This is a genomic window from Magnetospirillum fulvum (assembly GCF_900108475.1).
In the GTDB taxonomy this organism is placed as follows: domain Bacteria; phylum Pseudomonadota; class Alphaproteobacteria; order Rhodospirillales; family Magnetospirillaceae; genus Phaeospirillum; species Phaeospirillum fulvum_A.
The window spans coordinates 81,878-99,957 of sequence record NZ_FNWO01000002.1; the positions used below are offsets into that span (position 1 = coordinate 81,878).

General features: G+C 64.1%; 22 protein-coding genes and 1 tRNA gene. 12 read left to right on the top strand and 11 right to left on the bottom strand.

Annotated features, from left to right (window positions below):
- The first annotated feature begins 27 nt into the window (after positions 1-27).
- Entirely contained in the window at positions 28-1,254 is a 1,227-nt protein-coding gene (locus BLW40_RS02525; RefSeq protein ID WP_244511025.1) for a methyl-accepting chemotaxis protein, read from the top strand.
- A 105-nt stretch (positions 1,255-1,359) separates the two neighbouring features.
- Positions 1,360-1,590 (top strand): helix-turn-helix domain-containing protein, encoded by a 231-nt coding sequence (locus BLW40_RS02530; protein ID WP_074765248.1) that lies wholly within the window; start codon positions 1,360-1,362, stop codon positions 1,588-1,590.
- A gap of 35 nt (positions 1,591-1,625) precedes the next feature.
- On the opposite strand, the gene BLW40_RS02535 is transcribed toward BLW40_RS02530, so the two are convergent.
- The 5 genes from BLW40_RS02535 to BLW40_RS02555 form a co-directional block, all read right to left on the bottom strand.
- Positions 1,626-3,935, bottom strand: a complete 2,310-nt coding sequence (locus BLW40_RS02535) for a transglycosylase domain-containing protein (RefSeq protein ID WP_074765250.1) — start codon at positions 3,933-3,935, stop codon at positions 1,626-1,628.
- Positions 3,936-4,034: 99 nt separating this feature from the next.
- Positions 4,035-4,835 carry a lysophospholipid acyltransferase family protein gene (locus tag BLW40_RS02540; RefSeq protein WP_074765252.1) on the bottom strand — a complete coding sequence of 267 codons (801 nt, stop codon included), beginning with the start codon at positions 4,833-4,835 and terminating at the stop codon, positions 4,035-4,037.
- A 7-nt stretch (positions 4,836-4,842) separates the two neighbouring features.
- On the bottom strand, positions 4,843-5,652 hold the full coding sequence (locus tag BLW40_RS02545; RefSeq protein ID WP_074765254.1) for a GNAT family N-acetyltransferase: 810 nt from the start codon (positions 5,650-5,652) through the stop codon (positions 4,843-4,845).
- Positions 5,653-5,695: 43 nt separating this feature from the next.
- Complete coding sequence (locus tag BLW40_RS02550) at positions 5,696-6,127, bottom strand: Fur family transcriptional regulator (protein WP_074765256.1); 432 nt, start codon at positions 6,125-6,127, stop codon at positions 5,696-5,698.
- A 96-nt stretch (positions 6,128-6,223) separates the two neighbouring features.
- Complete coding sequence (locus BLW40_RS02555; protein ID WP_074765258.1) at positions 6,224-6,643, bottom strand: Ros/MucR family transcriptional regulator; 420 nt, start codon at positions 6,641-6,643, stop codon at positions 6,224-6,226.
- A 99-nt stretch (positions 6,644-6,742) separates the two neighbouring features.
- Here BLW40_RS02555 and BLW40_RS02560 point away from each other — a divergent pair, with 99 nt between their 5' ends.
- Complete coding sequence (locus BLW40_RS02560; protein ID WP_074765774.1) at positions 6,743-6,991, top strand: sulfurtransferase TusA family protein; 249 nt, start codon at positions 6,743-6,745, stop codon at positions 6,989-6,991.
- A gap of 1 nt (position 6,992) precedes the next feature.
- Here BLW40_RS02560 and BLW40_RS02565 read toward each other — a convergent pair whose 3' ends face one another.
- Together BLW40_RS02565 and tsaB are read right to left on the bottom strand one after the other, a co-directional pair.
- Positions 6,993-7,502 carry a GNAT family N-acetyltransferase gene (locus BLW40_RS02565; protein ID WP_074765260.1) on the bottom strand — a complete coding sequence of 170 codons (510 nt, stop codon included), beginning with the start codon at positions 7,500-7,502 and terminating at the stop codon, positions 6,993-6,995.
- Positions 7,499-8,158: a tRNA (adenosine(37)-N6)-threonylcarbamoyltransferase complex dimerization subunit type 1 TsaB gene (gene tsaB / locus BLW40_RS02570; RefSeq protein ID WP_074765262.1), complete on the bottom strand. Its 660-nt coding sequence runs from the start codon at positions 8,156-8,158 to the stop codon at positions 7,499-7,501. Before tsaB ends, BLW40_RS02565 begins: the two co-directional genes overlap by 4 nt.
- A gap of 43 nt (positions 8,159-8,201) precedes the next feature.
- Between tsaB and ddpX the strand changes: the two genes are divergently transcribed.
- The 5 genes from ddpX to ybaK all read left to right on the top strand — a co-directional run bounded on the left by ddpX (position 8,202) and on the right by ybaK (position 11,032).
- Positions 8,202-8,771, top strand: a complete 570-nt coding sequence (gene ddpX, locus BLW40_RS02575) for a D-alanyl-D-alanine dipeptidase (protein WP_074765264.1) — start codon at positions 8,202-8,204, stop codon at positions 8,769-8,771.
- Positions 8,772-8,900: 129 nt separating this feature from the next.
- Positions 8,901-8,975 (top strand) — tRNA-Gly (locus BLW40_RS02580).
- 306 nt (positions 8,976-9,281) lie between these two features.
- On the top strand, positions 9,282-9,761 hold the full coding sequence (locus BLW40_RS02585; protein ID WP_074765266.1) for a Ros/MucR family transcriptional regulator: 480 nt from the start codon (positions 9,282-9,284) through the stop codon (positions 9,759-9,761).
- A gap of 35 nt (positions 9,762-9,796) precedes the next feature.
- Positions 9,797-10,486 (top strand): DUF7168 domain-containing protein, encoded by a 690-nt coding sequence (locus BLW40_RS02590; RefSeq protein ID WP_074765268.1) that lies wholly within the window; start codon positions 9,797-9,799, stop codon positions 10,484-10,486.
- 69 nt (positions 10,487-10,555) lie between these two features.
- Positions 10,556-11,032: a Cys-tRNA(Pro) deacylase gene (gene ybaK, locus BLW40_RS02595; RefSeq protein ID WP_074765270.1), complete on the top strand. Its 477-nt coding sequence runs from the start codon at positions 10,556-10,558 to the stop codon at positions 11,030-11,032.
- 58 nt (positions 11,033-11,090) lie between these two features.
- Here ybaK and BLW40_RS02600 read toward each other — a convergent pair whose 3' ends face one another.
- From BLW40_RS02600 to BLW40_RS02620, 4 genes are all read right to left on the bottom strand, one after another.
- Positions 11,091-11,729, bottom strand: a complete 639-nt coding sequence (locus BLW40_RS02600; protein ID WP_074765272.1) for a DUF2335 domain-containing protein — start codon at positions 11,727-11,729, stop codon at positions 11,091-11,093.
- A gap of 726 nt (positions 11,730-12,455) precedes the next feature.
- Positions 12,456-13,349: a LysR family transcriptional regulator gene (locus tag BLW40_RS02610; protein ID WP_074765276.1), complete on the bottom strand. Its 894-nt coding sequence runs from the start codon at positions 13,347-13,349 to the stop codon at positions 12,456-12,458.
- Between the two features lie 201 nt (positions 13,350-13,550).
- Positions 13,551-14,498 carry a thioredoxin-disulfide reductase gene (gene trxB / locus BLW40_RS02615; RefSeq protein ID WP_074765278.1) on the bottom strand — a complete coding sequence of 316 codons (948 nt, stop codon included), beginning with the start codon at positions 14,496-14,498 and terminating at the stop codon, positions 13,551-13,553.
- Positions 14,499-14,588: 90 nt separating this feature from the next.
- Positions 14,589-15,212: a peroxiredoxin gene (locus tag BLW40_RS02620; protein ID WP_074765280.1), complete on the bottom strand. Its 624-nt coding sequence runs from the start codon at positions 15,210-15,212 to the stop codon at positions 14,589-14,591.
- Positions 15,213-15,441: 229 nt separating this feature from the next.
- On the opposite strand from BLW40_RS02620, the gene BLW40_RS02625 reads away from it, so the two are divergent.
- The 4 genes from BLW40_RS02625 to BLW40_RS02640 all read left to right on the top strand — a co-directional run bounded on the left by BLW40_RS02625 (position 15,442) and on the right by BLW40_RS02640 (position 17,854).
- Entirely contained in the window at positions 15,442-16,368 is a 927-nt protein-coding gene (locus tag BLW40_RS02625; protein WP_074765281.1) for a thioredoxin family protein, read from the top strand.
- Positions 16,368-17,012: an LON peptidase substrate-binding domain-containing protein gene (locus tag BLW40_RS02630; RefSeq protein WP_074765283.1), complete on the top strand. Its 645-nt coding sequence runs from the start codon at positions 16,368-16,370 to the stop codon at positions 17,010-17,012. The genes BLW40_RS02625 and BLW40_RS02630 overlap by 1 nt, the downstream gene beginning before the upstream one ends.
- A gap of 15 nt (positions 17,013-17,027) precedes the next feature.
- On the top strand, positions 17,028-17,228 hold the full coding sequence (locus BLW40_RS02635) for a Trm112 family protein (protein ID WP_074765286.1): 201 nt from the start codon (positions 17,028-17,030) through the stop codon (positions 17,226-17,228).
- Between the two features lie 287 nt (positions 17,229-17,515).
- On the top strand, positions 17,516-17,854 hold the full coding sequence (locus tag BLW40_RS02640; RefSeq protein ID WP_074765288.1) for a P-II family nitrogen regulator: 339 nt from the start codon (positions 17,516-17,518) through the stop codon (positions 17,852-17,854).
- The last annotated feature ends 226 nt before the right edge of the window (positions 17,855-18,080 follow it).

Sequence of the window (18,080 nt, forward strand, 5' to 3'; positions counted from 1 at the left end):
TGCGCCGCTGGGGTTGGTCTCTCTCTGATGCGCAACCAGCCCATCGACGCCGCCGTCACCGCCATCGCCCTGGCCTGCGGCCTGATCGCGATCCTGCTGATGCTGCGCGCCAACAAGGCGATCAACCGCGCCACCGAGGTGCTGAACGAAGCCGCCTCGGGCCGTCTCGACACCCGGGTGATCCACATCACCGAACGTGGCCGGATCGGGGCGCTGGAGCGCTCGATCAATCGCCTGCTCGATCTGACCGAGGTCTTTACCAAGGAAGCCGACGCCGCGATGGTCCTGACCTCCGAGGGCCGCTATTTCCGCCATATCCTGACCGAAGGCATGGTCGGTGAGTTCGCCGATCACGCCCGCCTGATCAACCGGGCCTTGAGCGAAATGGAGCGCCGCTCGCGCGAATTCACCCAAGAGGCGACCGGGGTCGGCAACACCATCAAGCATGTCACCAGCGTCGTCGCCTCGACCGCGACCGAACTGGAAGCCACCGCGCAGCAGATGTCGCTGATCGCGACCCAGACCAGCGATCAATCGAGCCGGGTCGCCGCCGCCGCCGAAAACGCCTCGGTCCATGTCGAGCAGGTCGCCGCCGCCGCCGAGCAGGTTTCGTCCGGCATCCGCGAAGTCGCTGGCCGCATCCAACATTCCGCCCACATGGCCCAAGAGACGATGCATGTCGCCGTCTCGACCGATTCCGCGATCAACGGCCTGAGCGAAGCCGCCCAGAAAATCGGCGAAGTGGTCGATCTGATCTCTGAAATCGCCAGCCAGACCAATCTGCTGGCGCTGAACGCGACGATCGAGGCCGCCCGCGCCGGTGAGGCAGGCAAAGGCTTTGCCGTCGTCGCCAACGAGGTCAAGCACCTCGCCAACCAGACGGCGCGGGCGACCGAGGAGATTTCGTCCCAGATCGGCAGCATGCGTGACGCGACCCAGACCGCTGTCGCCGCCGTCCGCACCATCGCGGGCAAGATCCGCGAGATCAACGACGATGCCACCGGAATCGCCGCCTCGACCGAACAGCAAAGCAGCGCCGTCGCCGAGATGAGTCGCTCAATCCGCACCGTTGCCAGCGACGTCCAAACCGTCGCCGATACGATCGGTCAGGTTGCCGACACCGCCGGTACCGCCACCGATGCCGCCGGGCAGGTCTTGATTGCCGCGGGCGATCTGGCATCGCGTACCGTTTCGATGAACGACGATATCGACGCCTTCGTCACCCGAGTCTGTTCCGGTCTACGCCAGTCATAGCCCGATCGCTTTGGTTACCCGCGCGTGAGGTTGACAGCGCCCCTGTCGAACAGGCACCTTTTGTCTGACCGCATTCGCGCCCTGGTTGGGGCCTGGGGCCGAAGCATGACCGGACCGGAATTCACCGAGACCCTTGCCCGACTGGGCCTGTCCCAGGCCGCTCTCGCCCGTCTGCTCGACGATCTGGGCGAACGCCAGCCCGCGCCGACCACCGTCTGGCGCTGGGCCGATGGTCGCTCCCGCGTTCCGATCGGGATCGGCGCGCTGCTCCGCCTGCTGGAATCCCTTCCCGCCGATCTGCGCAGCGACCTCACCCGCAAGGCGGCGCGGCTGTAGCGCCGTCCAGGCCGCGTCCGGACCCAGCGCCCGCCTCAGCGCCCGAAGATTCCCTTCAGCAAATCGTCGATCGTGTCGCCCAGACCGCCGCCGGACTCCTCGGTCGCCGACCCGCCGGACTCGCCCGACGTTTCGCCCGGCGCGGGCTGTTCCATCGCGGGCAGCGTCAACGGACGGGGCGGCAGCCCCTGGTTGGCGGCGACCATCACCTGCTTCCATAATTGAGCGGGCAGACCACCGCCGGTGACCTTTTTCATTTCGTTTCTGTAATCGTCATTGCCGAGCCAGACCCCGGTGACGTAATCGGCGGTAAAGCCCATGAACCAGGCGTCGCGGTAATCCTGGGTGGTGCCGGTCTTGCCCGCGGCGGGGCGGTCAAGCCGGGCCGCCTTGCCCGAACCGTTCTGGATCACGGCGGTCATCATGTCCTGCATCCGGGCCAGGGCCGTGGGCGAGATCACCTGACCGAAGCCGCCGCCTTGGCGCTTGAACAGAACATGGCCGGACGGATCGGTGATCTGGGCGACGCCATAAGCGGTCACCCCCTGGCCACCATTGGCGAAGGCGGCATAGGCGTTGGTCATCTCGAGCAAGGTCACCTCGCTGGTGCCGAGCGCCAGGGTCGCGTCCCGACGCAGATCGGACGAGATGCCAAGCCGCCGCGCGGTCGCGATCACCCGGTTGGGGCCAACCGCTTCGACCAGCCGCACCGCGACAGTGTTGACCGATTCGGCCAGCGCCTGACGCAAGGTGATGGTGCCGAGATAGCGGCCGGTATAATTTCCCGGACTCCAATTGCCCAGTTTGATCGGGGCGTCCTCGATGGTGTCGTCGGGGCTATAGCCCCGCTCCATCGCGGTGAGATAGACGAACGGCTTGAACGACGAGCCCGGCTGGCGCAAGCCCTGGGCGGCTCGGTTGAACTGGCTGTCGTCATACTCGCGACCACCGACCATCGCCCGGACCGCGCCGTCCGGGGTCATCACCACCACCGCGCCCTGGCTGACATTGGCCTTGGCGCCCGGCCCGCTCAGCAGCGTCTTCAGATCGGCCTCGACCTTGCGTTGCAGCCCGAGATCGAGCGTGGTCTGGATCACGATGTCGCGGCCCGCCACTTCACCGAACTGATCGAGATGGCTCATCATCCAGTCGGCGAAATAGCGTCCGGCGGCGGGCGCGCGGTGAACCAGTTCGGCCGCCCCGGTGACTTGGGCGGCATCGGCGGTTCTCTGGTCGATATAGCCCGCCTCGACCATGTTTTGCACCACGTCGGCGGTGCGCCGCCGCGACGCTTCGGGATCGTTGATCGGGCTATAGCGCGACGGTGCCTTCAACAGACCGGCGATCACCGCCGCCTGATACAGCCCGATCTTGCGGGCGGAGACGTCGAAATAGCGCCGCGACGCCGCATCGACCCCGAACGTCCCCGAGCCGAGATAGACCCGGTTGAGATAGAGCGCGAGGATCTGCTCCTTGCTGAACCGCCGTTCCAGCCACAGCGCCATCAGCACTTCCTGCATCTTGCGCTTCATCGTGCGGTCGGGCGTCAGGAACAGGTTCTTAGCCAATTGCTGGGTGATGGTCGAACCGCCCTGAACCACATGCCCAGCGCGAAGATTGGTATAGATGGCTCGGGCCAGACCGAACAGATCGATTCCGAAATGGCTAAAGAAGCGGCGATCCTCGGTCGCCAGCACCGCCTGGACCAGATAGGGCGAAATCTCGGGCAAGGTCAGCGCTTCGCCATACAGATCGCCAAAGGCGGCAAACACCTCGCCCTCGACCGACTGGAACACCACGCTCGGCCGCCTTGTCGTCGCCGTCATCTTGTCGATGTCGGGCAGATCGACGGCGTAATAGGCGACAACGCCACCGATGCCGATCCCGACCCAGATCGCCAGGGTCAGCCCCCAGATCAGCAGACGCCGCCCCCAGCGGCCGCCCCCGCCAGAGCGGCGACGCGGTTCTTTGGGCGGTCGGCCCGCGCCGGGCGGCATCGGTTCGGGGCGCAGCCGTCCCTCCTGCGGTTTCGCCGCGCTCCGTGACAGGCGCGGTTCGGACCCGGCCGAGGGCTCGGGCTGCCGCGACGCCGACAGCGGCGGAGGCACGGTTCCCCGTGGCCGCTCGGGCGGCGGTGGAGCCGACGGGCGGGGCTGGTGCTGCGCCTCACGGTAAAAGCGCGGCTCGCGGCTGGGATCGCGCGCCAGGGCGGGAAAGGCTTTGGGCGGTGGCGCGCTGTCGCTCGACAGCAGACGGTCGGACGGATCGACCGACAGCGGCGCGGACGACGGTTCGGCGCGGGGGCCGGTCTCTGACACAACGCGGGGAGAGGAGGGAGCGGCCATGGCGGTTTACAACATGTCCCGGACACAGGGGAAAAGGGAACCGGCGGTCTTCCCGGTCGGCCGTCGCGGACAGCGCGCGACGCCCGCCGGGCACGCGCGTCAGGCAGCCCGACCGGCCAGCATGGTGGCGACGCCGTTGGCGACGAGGTCGTGGCAATGCACCGTCAAATCCTTACGCGACGGAAACGATGCCAGCGACGTGGCCGGATGAAAGGTCACCTCGACCGTGACCCGACCCAATCCCAGCGCCCCCAGCAGATGACCGGCCAGTGTCATGTCGCCGTACCAGGCAAGAAACGGCCGCATCGCCCGGGTCAGCGGCAACCCGTCCAGCCGGGTATAGGCCAGCGACACCGGCTGGACCGGCAGCGGGCGGACGATGCCGTCCGCCCCGGTCAGGCCGGTTTCAGCGACCGACAGCAGCGCGCTTTTGAACGCCAGCACCCGATTGCCGTCGCTGCTGGTCCCCTCGGCGAACAAGATCAACGAATCGCCGTTTTCCAGCCGATGGCGGACGCTATCGCGCTCGCGCGCCGTCGCCGTGGGGCGACGATCGACGAACACGGTGCGGGCCAGCCGGGCCAGCAGGCCAAAGCCCGGCCAGCCCGCCACTTCGGCCTTGGCGATGAAGCAGGCGGGGATCAGGCTGCCCAGCACGATGATGTCGAGATAGCTGGCGTGATTGGCCACGTAAAGGGCCGGTCCCGCCCCGGCTTCGGGGGCACCCCGCGCCACCACCGTAAAGCCGATCAGCCGGATCACGCCCCGCCAATAGAACAGCACAATCTGCCCGGCGCGGCGACAGGACACCATCCGCGTCAACAGATAGGGGGGAACCAACAGCAACGTCCACGCAGTGAAGGCGGCGAACCGGACCAGGCCGAGGAATGGCGAGACCATAACGGTCTCAGACTTCAGAGGTGGCGTCACGCACGTTGCGTCCGTAGTGGCTGCGATACTTGTCGGTGATCAGGTCGGTTTTGACCAGGACGCAAATGTCGGTGGTGTTGAATTGATGGTCGATCACGGCACCGTCGCCGACAAAACCACCCAGACGCAGATAGCCCTTGATCAGCGGCGGCAGCTCGGCCAGAGCGCGGCGGGGATTGAGGCTGTCCTTCGCCGCCAGTTCCATATCGACATAGAGATGGGGCAAGGCGCGCGGACGCAGATGCTCGGGCGCCAAATGGTAATGGTACAAATAGCCGAGATGCCCGGCCAAGCTGCCGGGATCGGTTCCGGGCAGGCTGGCACACCCGAACATCAGCTCGATATCGTGTTCGAAGACATAGGCGGCGATGCCGTCCCATAACTTCTTCATCGTCGCGCCGTTGCGATATCCGGCATCGACGCAGGACCGCCCCAGTTCCATGAACCGGCAGCCATGAGCCAGAATCGGGGAAATGTCGTACTCGCCAGCGGTATAGAAGCGGCCGAACGCTTCGCCCGCCGCGCGTGGCATCAGGCGATAGGTTCCGACCACGCCGGCCGCCCCGCTGCCGCGAGCGCGATCAATCACCAGGAGATGGTCGCAGACCGCGTCGAAATCGTCGATGTCGCGACGACGGTCGCGGGTCGCATCGGTGGGATGGGCCCCCATCTCCTCATAGAAGACGCGATAGCGCAGGGCCTGGGCGGCGGCAATTTCTTCCGGGCCATCGGCGAGCCTGACGTCGAGGCGGTCGGTAGGTTCATCTGCCGAAAGAGCGGATGGCATGATTCCTCTGAGTCCGTCGGGACGCGCGGGTCGGCCGCGCTGTCTATTTCTCTGCCCGTTCGTCGTCGGAAGTCAACGGAACTCCGTACAGTTCCAACCGGTGGCCTACCAGCCGAAAGCCATAGCGGCGGGCAATCTCGCGCTGCAACGCCTCGATTTCGCTGCTGGAAAATTCAATGACCGCGCCCGATTGCATGTCGATCAGGTGGTCGTGATGGTCGCCTGCGGCCTCTTCATAGCGGGCACGGCCGTCGCCGAAATCATGGCGCTCCAGGATCGCCGCTTCTTCGAACAGGCGAACGGTGCGATAGACCGTCGCGATGCTGATATTCGGATCAATGTGGGTGGAGCGGCGATAGACTTCCTCGACATCGGGATGGTCGATCGAATCCGACAGCACACGGGCGATCACCCGCCGCTGCTCGGTCATCTTCATCCCTTTGTCGATACAGCGCTGCTCGATGCGCGAAACCATGGCCCATCCGTTGAACGGCGACGGGAGCGCCTGTTACCCCACAAGCGGGCGCCGCCGCACCTTGATCGGTCGGCGCCCGAGTTCCGCGACCTATCCTCAGACCGCCCGCTTGCGCGTCCGCGGCTTGGTCCCCAGGCCGATTTTCTTGGCCAGGCTGGACCGGTGCTGAGCATAATTCGGGGCCACCATCGGGTAATCGGGCGGCAAGCCCCAACGCTCGCGATACTCTTCCGGGGTCATGTTGTAAGCGGTCTTGAGGTGCCGTTTCAACATTTTCAGTTTCTTGCCGTCTTCGAGGCAGATGATGTAGTCAGGAGTCACCGACTTGCGCACCGCGACGGCGGGCTGGGGCCGTTCGGGAATCGCCGGAGTGGTCCCGACCGACGACAGGGTACGGTAGACCTCCTGGATCAGGTGGGGCAGTTCTCCGATCGCCACACTATTGTTGCCGACATGCGCCGACACGATCTCGGTGGTGAGCGCAAGAAGTTCATTGTTACTCGAACGCTCCGACATTTAGAGCACCCCTCCCATTTCCTAACGATCGGCCCTATATAATTCCTTCATTCGGGGGAAGCAATAACCAATATGACAAAGCAAGACGACTGGAATCACATGACTGAAAATCCGAACTACTGCCTTGACATCACAGCGGAGGTCTGTCCGATGACCTTCGTCAAAGCCAAGTTGCTGATCGAACGGATGGCCCCGGGAGAAACAGCCGAAATATGGCTAAAGGGTTGGGAACCTATTGAAAATGTGCCGAGATCCATCCGCGACCTGGGACACGAAATTCTGGCGATGACGCGTCACTCGGACAACGATCCGCTCGGGCCGCATCGCCTTCTGATATGCAAGAAATAGTTTAAGTAATTTTATCGAGATACTCAGACGACAAACCGATGAATTGGGGCTGCTCCAGTGTCCGACGCATCGTCAAGGCGTCAACACCTCCGTAATATCCCTTACGCCGCCCAAGTTGAGCGAAACCATGGCGGCGATAGAGCGCCTGACCGGCGACATTGTCGGCGGCAACTTCCAGAAACATCGCCGTCGCCCCCTGCGCCGCCGAATCGGCCATCGCCGCGTCGAGCAGCCGCCCCCCCACCCCCTGGCCGCGCCAGGGCGGCAACACCGCCAGGGTCAGAATCTCGGCCTCGTCGAAGGTTCGCCGCCACATCACCAGCCCGGCCGGTCCCGGCGCGGTCGGGCTGGGCTGCAACCGCCCCCCATCGACGGCGATCAGCGCGCTGGTGCCGGGCATCAAGAGCACCTCGGCCATCGAGCGGACGCTCCACGGCTCGGCGAAGCACACCGCATGCATCCCAGCCAGCAATTCGGCATGAACCATCGCCGCTGGCATCAACTCGATCATGACGGCGGTCCGGGCAGGGTGACGTCGGGGGCACGCAGGTAAAGCGGCTCGGCCGGGAGCGCTCGCCCCTCGCGCCACAAATCCTCGCCCACCCGCGCGACGATCGCAGCGTCGGGCCAACCCGGCGACGAGGCTGCCACCGCCCCGGGAATCGCCGCCAAAATCCGCGCCGCAGCATCGCCCGCGACCAGCACCGGGCCGGTCAGCCGTGGAGCAAGGGCGGCGGGACTGAGCGCTTCGACCGCGCTAAGCGGGGTCAGATCGGCGCGAAACAACTGGACCCAGGGATCGTCGCGCCGCGACTCGAGCGCGACCACCACAGTGCGTCCCTCTCGTTCCGACTCCGGAATAGCGGCCGCGACCGCCAGCGGTGTCGGCACCCCGGCCAGCGGCAGACCGGCGGCAAGGGCAAAGCCGCGCGCGGCGGCCAGTCCGATACGCAGGCCGGTAAAGGCACCCGGACCGACCGTCACCGCCAGCAGGTCGAGCCCGGCGACGGTCAGACCGGATTCGTCCAACACGGCCTTGATCATCGGCATCAGTGCTTCGCTCTGACCGCGCGACATCACGGTCAGACGGTGGGCGACGACCTGCCCGTTGCGCAGCAGCGCCGCCGAACAGGCCGAGGTCGAGGTGTCGATGGCAAGAACATTCATCACGCGGCTATACTGCGCCCGGCCAATCAAGGAAAGGCCTAAGATGTCGTCTCTGGTATCCATTTCCCCGACCGCCTTCAATATCGAGCTGGCCCTGGCCTATGCCACCGCCGACAATTTCACCGGTTGCCCGGTCTATCGACCCGATGCCGAGTGCTGGCTTCATGCCGACGCCGCCCCGTTGCTGACCCGGGCGGCGGCGCTGGCCCATCCGCTGGGATTGCGTCTGCGCATCCGCGACGCCTTTCGCCCCACCGAGGCGCAATGGGCGCTGTGGAGCATCTGCCCCGATCCCGAATTCCTCGCCGACCCTCATCAGGGCTCGACCCACTCGATGGGCGTCGCCGTCGATGTCGAGTTGGTCGATATCACCACCGGCCAGCCGCTCGACATGGGAACCGGTTTCGACGCCTTCACCCCGCAATCGCACCACGCCCGCCTCGACCTCGCCCCCGAAGCCCAACGCCACCGCGCCATCTTGCTGGGACTGATGATTGCCGCCGGATGGGATTTCTATCGCCACGAATGGTGGCACTATCAAATGCACGATGCCCGCACTCTCTATCCTTTGCTGTCCGATACCGTGCTTGGGGATCGGAGAATGATGCCCTGATTTCACCGATCCGGCGAGACGATGCCCCTGTTGCCAAAAAAATGAAAAAAGTGCTTGCGCCGGTCGATTCTTTTCGTAATATGCGGGCCTCCAGACGCCGGGACCTCCCGGCCCTGGTCGCCAGACAGAGCGGGCGTAGCTCAGGGGTAGAGCACAACCTTGCCAAGGTTGGGGTCGAGGGTTCGAATCCCTTCGCCCGCTCCAAGTCTCTCACGAGAGTGAGAGCACCATCAAAAGGCTGGATCCTCGGGTCCGGCCTTTTTGCTGTCCTCGTCGCCAAAATCTGGCTTTGATGCCAACAAGAGTCGCATGGCATCGGTAAGACTTGTAATTATCATCGGAAATCAGTCATGAACATGACTGGTCCGGACGCGGCGATCGCTGACGCGCTGAACGCTGATCTTGCAGGAGCAGAGGCCCGGACTTGGCTGCCGATGCCGTCCTCGTCAGCCCAGCCGCGACATTCACGGTGATCACTGCACCGTGACCGCCTGATTGGAGTCTGTCTGTATGATCCGCCTGACATCGAAAATCGTTGCCGCCTACCTTCGCAACAACGCCGTGGCGACGGCCGATCTGCCCGACCTGATCCGCAATACCTATGCCACTCTGGTCAATATCGACACCCCCGCCGCCGAAGCGCCGGAACGGCAGCAGCCCGCCGTGCCGGTTCGCAAATCGGTGACCCCGGACGCGGTCTACTGTCTTGAGTGCGGCAAGCCGCAGAAGATGCTGAAGCGGCACCTCCAGACCGCCCACGCTCTGTCGGTGGACGAGTATCGCGCCAAATGGTCGTTGCCGTCGGATTATCCGATGGTGGCCTCGACCTATGCCGCCCGCCGCTCGGAACTGGCCAAGTCGATCGGATTGGGCACCAAGCCCCGTCCCGACCGGACGCCCGCGCCAAGCGACGCGAGCGAGGCCGCGACGAGCGACTCCCAGCCTCAGCACCGCTATCCCGCCTCGCGCTGGTCGAAACCGGTCGGCTGAACCAACGCCCTCCCCCGCAGGCGGAAGGAGTCGGCATGGCAGACGATCTCGACAAGCTCAAATCGCGACTTCAGGCGCTGCGGGCGAAAACCACCGCCAACGGCTGCACCGAGGACGAGGCGCTGGCGGCGGCGGCGAAAGTCGCCGAACTGCTGGACCGTCACGATCTGTCGCTCAGCGATCTTGAACTGCGCGAAGAGCAGTGCGAGCAGGCCGCGCTGGAGACCAACCGCAAGCAGCGCCAGCCGATCTCGGCCTGCATCCCGGCGATCGCCGATTATTGCGATTGCAAGGTCTGGCGCGAGAAAGACGAGAGCGGACGAATCCGCTATGTCTTTTTCGGTCTGCGCCCCAGCCTCGAAATGGCCCGCTATGTCCATGACGTGATCGCCACCGCGATGCAGACCGCCTGGGAAGCCTATGCCCTTCAGCAGCGCTTCATCCGCTACGGCCACGACGAACGGGGATCGTTCCTGTTCGGCATGGCGGTCTCGATCGCCGACAAGTTGGTCGCGATGAAGGCGGAGCGCGACGAGTCCAACCGCCGCACCAGCGGTCGCGACCTTGTCGTCGTCCGCCACGCCATCGTCGAAGCCGAATTCGCCAAACTGGACCTGTCGCTGCGGCGCGGTCGCGCCTCGGGCAAGAAGGTCGCCGCCGCCGCCTTCGAGGCCGGACAGGCAGCCGGTCACGCGGTGACGATCCGCCCCGGCATTACTGACTGAGGCGACCAACCGCCACTGGGGCTGTTGTTTCGATAGTGCAACGACGGCTCCGCTTCGGGAAACACCGATATGAGCAAACGCACCCCCGCCACCGCCGCGATGGACAAGGCCAAAAAGCCGTTCGATCTGCTGGAATATCACTACGATCCCGACGCCCCCTCGATCGGCCTCCATGCCGCCCAGTCGCTGGGGTTACCGCCGTCGCAGGTGTTCAAGACCTTGATGGTTACCGCGGGCGACGAGGCGATGATCGCGGTGGTTCCCTCTGACCACGAATTGAACCTGAAGGCGCTGGCCCACGCCACCGACAAGAAATCTGTGCAGATGATGGCGGTCGCCGATGCCGAGCGCCTGTCCGGCTTCAAGGTCGGCGGCATTTCGCCGCTCGGCCAGAAAAAGCGCCTGCGCACGATCTTCGACCAGAGCGCCCTGCTGCTCCCCTTCATCGTCGTCAATGGCGGCCAGCGCGGCCTTCAGATCAAGGCCGCCCCGCTCGACCTGATCGACGCGACCGGAGCGATCGTGGCGGCCATCGCCAGCAAATAACACCCCACCCGTTGGAAATGAAAAAGGCGGCTTTAGGCCGCCTTAAGATGGGTTACGATCACCGGCGCGCCTTTGTTTTTCCAGCAGGTTTTCCCTGGAGTGAACCCTTAGCGGGAAGACTCGGTCGCTCGCCCTTGGGCGCGGAACTCGGCGGTGACTCGTCTCGCCCCCCTCCTCCGAGTCCCATCTGGCTTCCTTTAACAAAGGCCGAAACCATGCCGACAGCGCTCGCAGCGAGAAATGCCGCCGCAACCCACGGCTGGCCGTGGACACCGCTGTAATACGCCCCAGTCATCAGACCCATGCTTACGAGCAGACCGCAAAGCAAACCAGCCCAATGGGTTGTGACGCTTGCGGTCACAACACGGCGCTCAATGTTATGCCGATGATTCTGTTCGCGCTCCGCCATTTGGACGATGCGCTCGGCAAAATCCTCCCCCACCTCGTTATACGCCGCCAATTGCTGAGGCGGAGGAAGGGGTCCACTATGAACAACCTCGCGCGAAATGGTCTGCGCAACGACAGTCAGGACCCCGTCTAATTGAGGTGCGTCGATACCCAGTTCATGAAGTTGACCGAGCAACTCCTGCTCGACATCCGGGGACAGCACAACATGAAGATCTGCCCCAGGAACCAAGGCCGCCCCCGTCTTCACCATTTCGGTCTGTAGCTTCTCAGCCTGCTTTTCCGAACTCATCAGCCCGTCGCATCGCCGTCCGAATGTCGCGGCCCACAGCCCGCCAGTCGGAGGCCAAACCGTTCCCGTCAATGCGGGGGGGGATATAATTCGGGACAGCGAGCAGCGCTAGCGAGCCGAGACCGAGGCAAAAGCCCTGACCGAAGCCCAGCTTCAAAACCGTCTTGGTGTGGGTTTCTTTGGTCTGACGCATAAAATTACCCGACAGTGTGATACTGCGCTCGAATTATAGAAACAGTCGCATGATTTGATATCATGCTTCACTAGCCCACTGTCAACGGAGTTTGCGTTATACGTAAAGACAGAGAGCCATATCGGGATGGGTTCTCGGTGAGAAGCTCCGGCACTGGAAGGCACCGCAGCGCATAAATCCCATTTGCGATGCTCGTACGATCATCATTTTGTGGATTCGGGCCAGATCATGATCGCGGCCCGTGAAACCGCTAACCCCTTGATAAAAAAAACCCCCGGGTAAGAACCCGGGGGCAAAGTCAAACAGGGAGGCTTCACGTCTAGGAGACGTAGGGATCCAAGGACCCCCAACCCGGACGCTAGGTCCGGGAACGAGACGGCGGAAAAACCACCGAAACTCTAAAACCGACTGCAATGCAGTAAGTCATCCTGTGTATCTAAGGCAAGTTGCCGCCGCCAACCATTCCAATTATCTCGGCCGGGGCATGCAGACAGCGCATAACTCAAGCACAAGATGAATCGAACGCCGAGAACTTAGTGCGATTCCGCGATCTTGGTCAGAAGAAAATCGCGGAATGCGGTAATGCGTCGGGAATGACGCAGTTCCTCGGGATAGACGAAAAACGCATCGAATTTCGGCCCGGCCAGATCGGGCAGCACCCGGACCAGATTGTCGGCCGGATTGATCATGTAATCCGGCATCGCGCCCAAGCCCAGCCCGCTTTTGACGGCGCGGAAGATGCCGTAGATGTTGTTGACCTCGAGTACCGGGCGGCGGGGCCGATCCGGGGTCATTCCCGCGTCCAGCAGCCAATTGACGTTGGCGACCGGCGCCGACACCCGGGCATCCTCGCCGAACACGATGATCCGATGGTGGTCGAGATCGGCGGGAGTCTGCGGCTTGCCGTATTCGTTGATGTATTCGGGCGAGGCAAACACGCTGTAGCTCATCGTCAGCAGATGGCGTTGGACCAGATCGGGCTGGCGCGGCGGCATCATCCGGATTGCGACGTCGGCTTCGCGCATCGCCAGATCGAGTTCGCCGTCATAGAGCACCAGCGACACCGCGATATCGGGATAGAGATCGAGGAAATCCTTGATCCGGGGCGTCAGCCATAGCGAGCCGAAGGCGACGGTGGTGGTGATCTTCAGCGGTCCCTGGGCGCGCTCGCGACTTTCGGTCAGCAGCGCCTCGGTCATCGCCAGTTTTGAAAAGACGTCGCGGGCGGTCTTGTAGAGCAGTTCGCCCTGTTCGGTCAGGATCAGCCCCCGCGCATGGCGGTGAAACAGCGGCAGATTGAGGCTTTCCTCCAGCGCGCTGATCTGTCGGCTGACGGCGGACTGGCTCAGGTTGAGCACCTCCCCGGCATGCGTGAAGCTACCGGCTTCGGCGACGGCATGAAAAACCCTCAGCTTGTCCCAGTCCATGGCGACGCGACGACTCCTCCCGGCGGGGGCCTAAGACAAAGCCCCCGCGCCCCGTCCCCCATTCCCGCAGACCGGCCCGGATGGGACGGATAACGGGATTGGGGCGCGGGGCGTTGGTATTGTGGGCCGATCAAGCGGCGAACGGTCGCCCCCCGGCCTCCGTTCCGCTCGATCCCCGTTTCCCTACTGTGCCGTAGCCGATCAATTATGTCCATGCAGGGCGAGAAAGCGTTCCGCTTCCAGCGCGGCCATGCAGCCGGTTCCGGCGGCGGTGACCGCCTGACGGTAGATCTTGTCCTGCACGTCGCCCGCCGCGAACACGCCGGGGATGTTGGTCGCGGTCGATCCGGGAACGGTAACGAGATAGCCTTCGTCGTCCATCGTCAACGCGTCGGCGAACAGGCCGGTATTGGGGGTGTGGCCGATCGCAACGAACACACCATCGACCGCGAGATCGCTGACCACGCCGGTCTTGACGTTCTTGAGCCGGACCCCGGTAACCGAGGTCGGCTGCTCGGTGCCGACGATTTCATCGACGACACTGTCCCACACCACCGCGATCTTGGGGTTGGCGAACAGGCGTTCCTGGGCGATCCGTTCGGCGCGCAGGCTGTCGCGACGGTGGATCAGCGTCACCTTCGCGGCGATGCCGGACAGATAGATCGCCTCTTCCACCGCCGAATTGCCGCCGCCGATCACCGCGACCTCGCGACCCCGGAAGAAGAAACCGTCACAGGTGGCGCAGGCCGAGACGCCAAAGCCCGAGAATTTCTTCTCGCTCTCGATCCCCAACCAGCGGGCGGTCGCCCCGGTGCAGATGATCACGGTATCGCCGGAATAGGTGTCGCCGGAATCCCCCACCGCCTGGAACGGGCGCTGGGTCAGGTCGATCGAAACGATCAGATCGTCAAGAAAGCGGGTGCCGACATGTTCGGCCTGCTGCTGCATCTGCTCCATCAGCCACGGACCCTGAACCGCCTCGGCAAAGCCGGGGAAGTTCTCGACGTCGGTGGTAATGGTGAGCTGGCCGCCCGGCTGCAATCCGGCCACCAGCATCGGTTCGAGATTGGCCCGTGCCGCATAGATCGCGGCAGTACATCCCGCCGGTCCGGAGCCGAGGATAAGAACCTTGCTGTGATGGTGCGCCATGGACTTCCGTTCCCGCCCGTTTCATCCCGATTGAAGTTGTCAGCATACGAAGAGGGCGCGCCCCCGACAAGCGGCACGCCCCCACCGTGATTAGAGTTCGGCGCCGTGGGTGGCGAGATAATCGGCCACGCCCTTCGAATCGGCCTTCATCCCGGCCTTGCCCTTAACCCAACCGGCGGGGCACACCTCGCCATGCTCTTCATGGAACTGAAGGGCATCGACCAGACGCAGCGCTTCATCGACATTGCGGCCAAGCGGCAGGTTGTTGACGTGCTGGGACTGCACCACCCCGTTCTTGTCGATCAGGAAGGTGCCGCGCAGGGCGACACCGCCCGGCAGCAGCACACCGTAATCGCGGGCGATCTGCTTGGTCAGATCGGCTACCAGCGGGAAGCGGACCTGCCCCAGGCCGCCCTTTTCCACCGGGGTGTTGCGCCAGGCGAGGTGGGTGAATTGGGAATCGACGCTGACCGCGATCAGCTTGGTGTTGCGCTCGGCAAACGCGGCGGCGCGGTGATCGTGGGCGAGGATTTCCGACGGGCAGACGAAGGTGAAATCGAGCGGGTAGAAGAACAGCACCCCGTAAGAGCCCTTCAGGTACGACTTCAGATTGAACGCTTCGTCGATCTCGTTATCGGGCAGCACCGCCGCGGCGGTGAAATCGGGGGCGGAATGGCCGACCAGGACGGACGGCGCGGCGATCGCTTCAGACATTCTCGGGTCTCCCTCGTTTGGGCGAATGAACCTAATGCCACGCAGAGTATATGGTCTTTCGAGCGCATTCAATATAGAATCATTATAACTCAAGATTAGGCTGCAACCCCAGCCCCAGGGCGATAGAGCCATGCAGAGCCGCGCTGATGAGTCGCGAGACGCTTGCCAGCCGCGCGACGACAGTCCATCTATTGCGGGTCTTTCGCCGCAGCAGGAACGAGCACAAACCATGGATCTTCTTTTCTCTCCCGGCGGCTCCAAAACGGGACGGGGCGGAGCGGCCGACGGCCAGGATCTCATCAAGGAAGGCAGCACCGCCGGTTTCCGCGCCGACGTCATCGAAGCGTCGATGAAGGCGGTGGTTCTGGTCGATTTCTGGGCACCTTGGTGCGGGCCGTGCAAACAGCTTGGCCCGGCGCTGGAAAAGGTGGTGCGCGAGGCCAAGGGCGCGGCCCGCCTGGTCAAGATCAACGTCGATACCAACCAGCAATTGGCGGCCCAATTGCGGGTCCAGTCGGTGCCGATGGTCTATGCCTTCAAGGACGGCCGCCCGATTGATGCCTTTACCGGCGCGCTGCCGGAAAGCGAATTGCGCGCCTTTCTAAAGCCGCATCTCGGCCCGGTCGGCCCCAATCTCGACGAGATCGTCGCTGAGGCCCGCACCTTGCTGACCGATGGCGACGCCGATACCGCGATTGGTCTGTTCCAGCAGGTGCTGGAGGCCGAGCCGGAGCACCCCGCCGCCCTGGCCGGTCTGCTGCGCTGCCTGATCGCGATGGGGGAAAGCGCCGAGGCCGGAGAGATCATCGCCGCTCTGTCGCCCGAACTGGCCCGTCATTCCGACATTGCCGCCGTCACCACCGCGCTGGAACTGGCCCGTCGCGCCGCCGAGATCGGCGAGACCGCGGGCTTGCAAAGCCGGGTCGAGGCCAATCCCGACGATCATCAGGCCCGGTTCGATCTGGCCCTGGCCTGTTTCGCCGCCAACCAGCCCGAAGCGGCGATTGAGTCGCTGCTGGAGCTGTTCCGCCGCGACCGCACCTGGAACGACGGTGCCGCCCGCGCCGAGTTGGTCAAGCTGTTCGAAGCCCTCGGTTCGGCCCATCCGGCGGTGTCGGCGGGACGGCGGCGGCTGTCGTCGCTGATGTTCTCGTGATGGCGCGGAGCGGCCACCCTCCCCTCCCCGCCGTCGTGCCGGTGTTCGCGGTGCCGGGGACGATTCTGCTGCCCGGTGGCGCGCTGCCGCTGATCGTGTTCGAGCCGCGCTATCTTGCCCTGATCGACGATTGCCTGGGCGAGGGACGGATGCTGGCCATGGTCCAGCCCCGCTCCGAACCCGGCGGGCCGGTCAGCGGGTTGCACGCGGTCGGCTGCGTCGGGCGGGTAACCACCTTTGTCGAGACCGGCGACGGCCGCTATCTGGTCACCGTTACTGGGATGGCCCGCTTCCGTCTGTGCGGCGAAAGCGACGAGCGCGCGGGGTATCGCCGGGTGATCGCCGATTATTCCCCCTTTTCGGCTGATCTGACCGCCCGCGACGAATCCCCGATCGACCGCCAGCCCCTGCTGGCGGTGCTGCGGCGCTATCTGACCGGGCACGGGATGGGGGCCGATCTGGCCGAACTGGAAAAAGCCGACGACACCGAACTGACGGTGCGTCTGGCTTTGGCCTGCCCGTTCACCCCCGACGAGAAGCAGGCCCTGCTGGAGGCGGCGGATAACGCCGAACGCTGCCGCCTGATGACCTCGTTGATCCAAAAGGAATTGCTGGCCGAGTGCGTCAGCACCTCGATTCACTGACAGGAGTTGCAAAAGATGCCCGATCGTTCGTCCTCTTTCGATCCCAAGCTGCTGGAAATCCTGGTTGCGCCCGGCACCCACGCACCGTTGCGCTATGATGCCGGCCGCCAGGAACTGATCGACGACAAGGCCGGTCTGGCCTATCCGATCCGCGACGGCATTCCGATCATGCTGGCCGACGAAGCCCGCGCGCTCGAGTCCGGCAGCAACGGCTGAACCCGCTGCGGGTCAACGCGCATAAAACGGGCAAAGCGGCGGAGGACAGCCCACAAATCGGGCAGACTGTTCCGCCGTCTTTGTTCCGTTGTAGCAAAAGGCCGCGGAAATCCCTGTCGCGGCCGGGGGCGGGCCATTCGGCACGCTCCTTGAAAGGCGGGAGAGTGCGGAACATCGCAAACGAGCTTGCGACCGATCAACCGTGATCCGCCCTCCCACCGCCGCATCACGCGGCGGGTTCCGCACCGGGGGCGGCGGGTCCACAGGATTTGCATGGGGACCACACGATGAAGCTGATCATGGCCATCATCAAGCCCTTCAAGTTGGACGAGGTGCGTGAAGCCCTCACGCCGCTGGGAGTTCAGGGGCTGACCGTGAGCGAGGTCAAGGGATTCGGACGCCAGAAGGGTCAAACCGAGATCTATCGTGGCGCCGAATACGTCGTTAATTTCCTGCCCAAGGTCAAGATCGAGGTTGCCGTCAACGACGACCTGGCCGACCGCGTGATCGAAGCGATTCAGACTTCGGCCCGCACCGGCAAGATCGGCGACGGCAAGATCTTCGTCACCGAAATCCAGCAGGCGTTCCGCATCCGCACCGGCGAAACCAACGCCGAGGCGATCTGACCGTCATCATGATGGTTGGCCCCGGATTAGAAATCCTGTTCCCAGCCGGACCCATCCGTTGGGTCGGCCGGGGCTTGTCTCTGTCCGGAGTCTCAGGTCCGATCCACCCCGCTGCATAATTTTACGCCACGGGGCGGGGGTGTTGCCTAAATGAACGCCACGGACCGGGGTGATCCCGGTCCAGGGTCGGGGGCAACGGACCCAGGGATTGGGGTTTTTCGCCGCC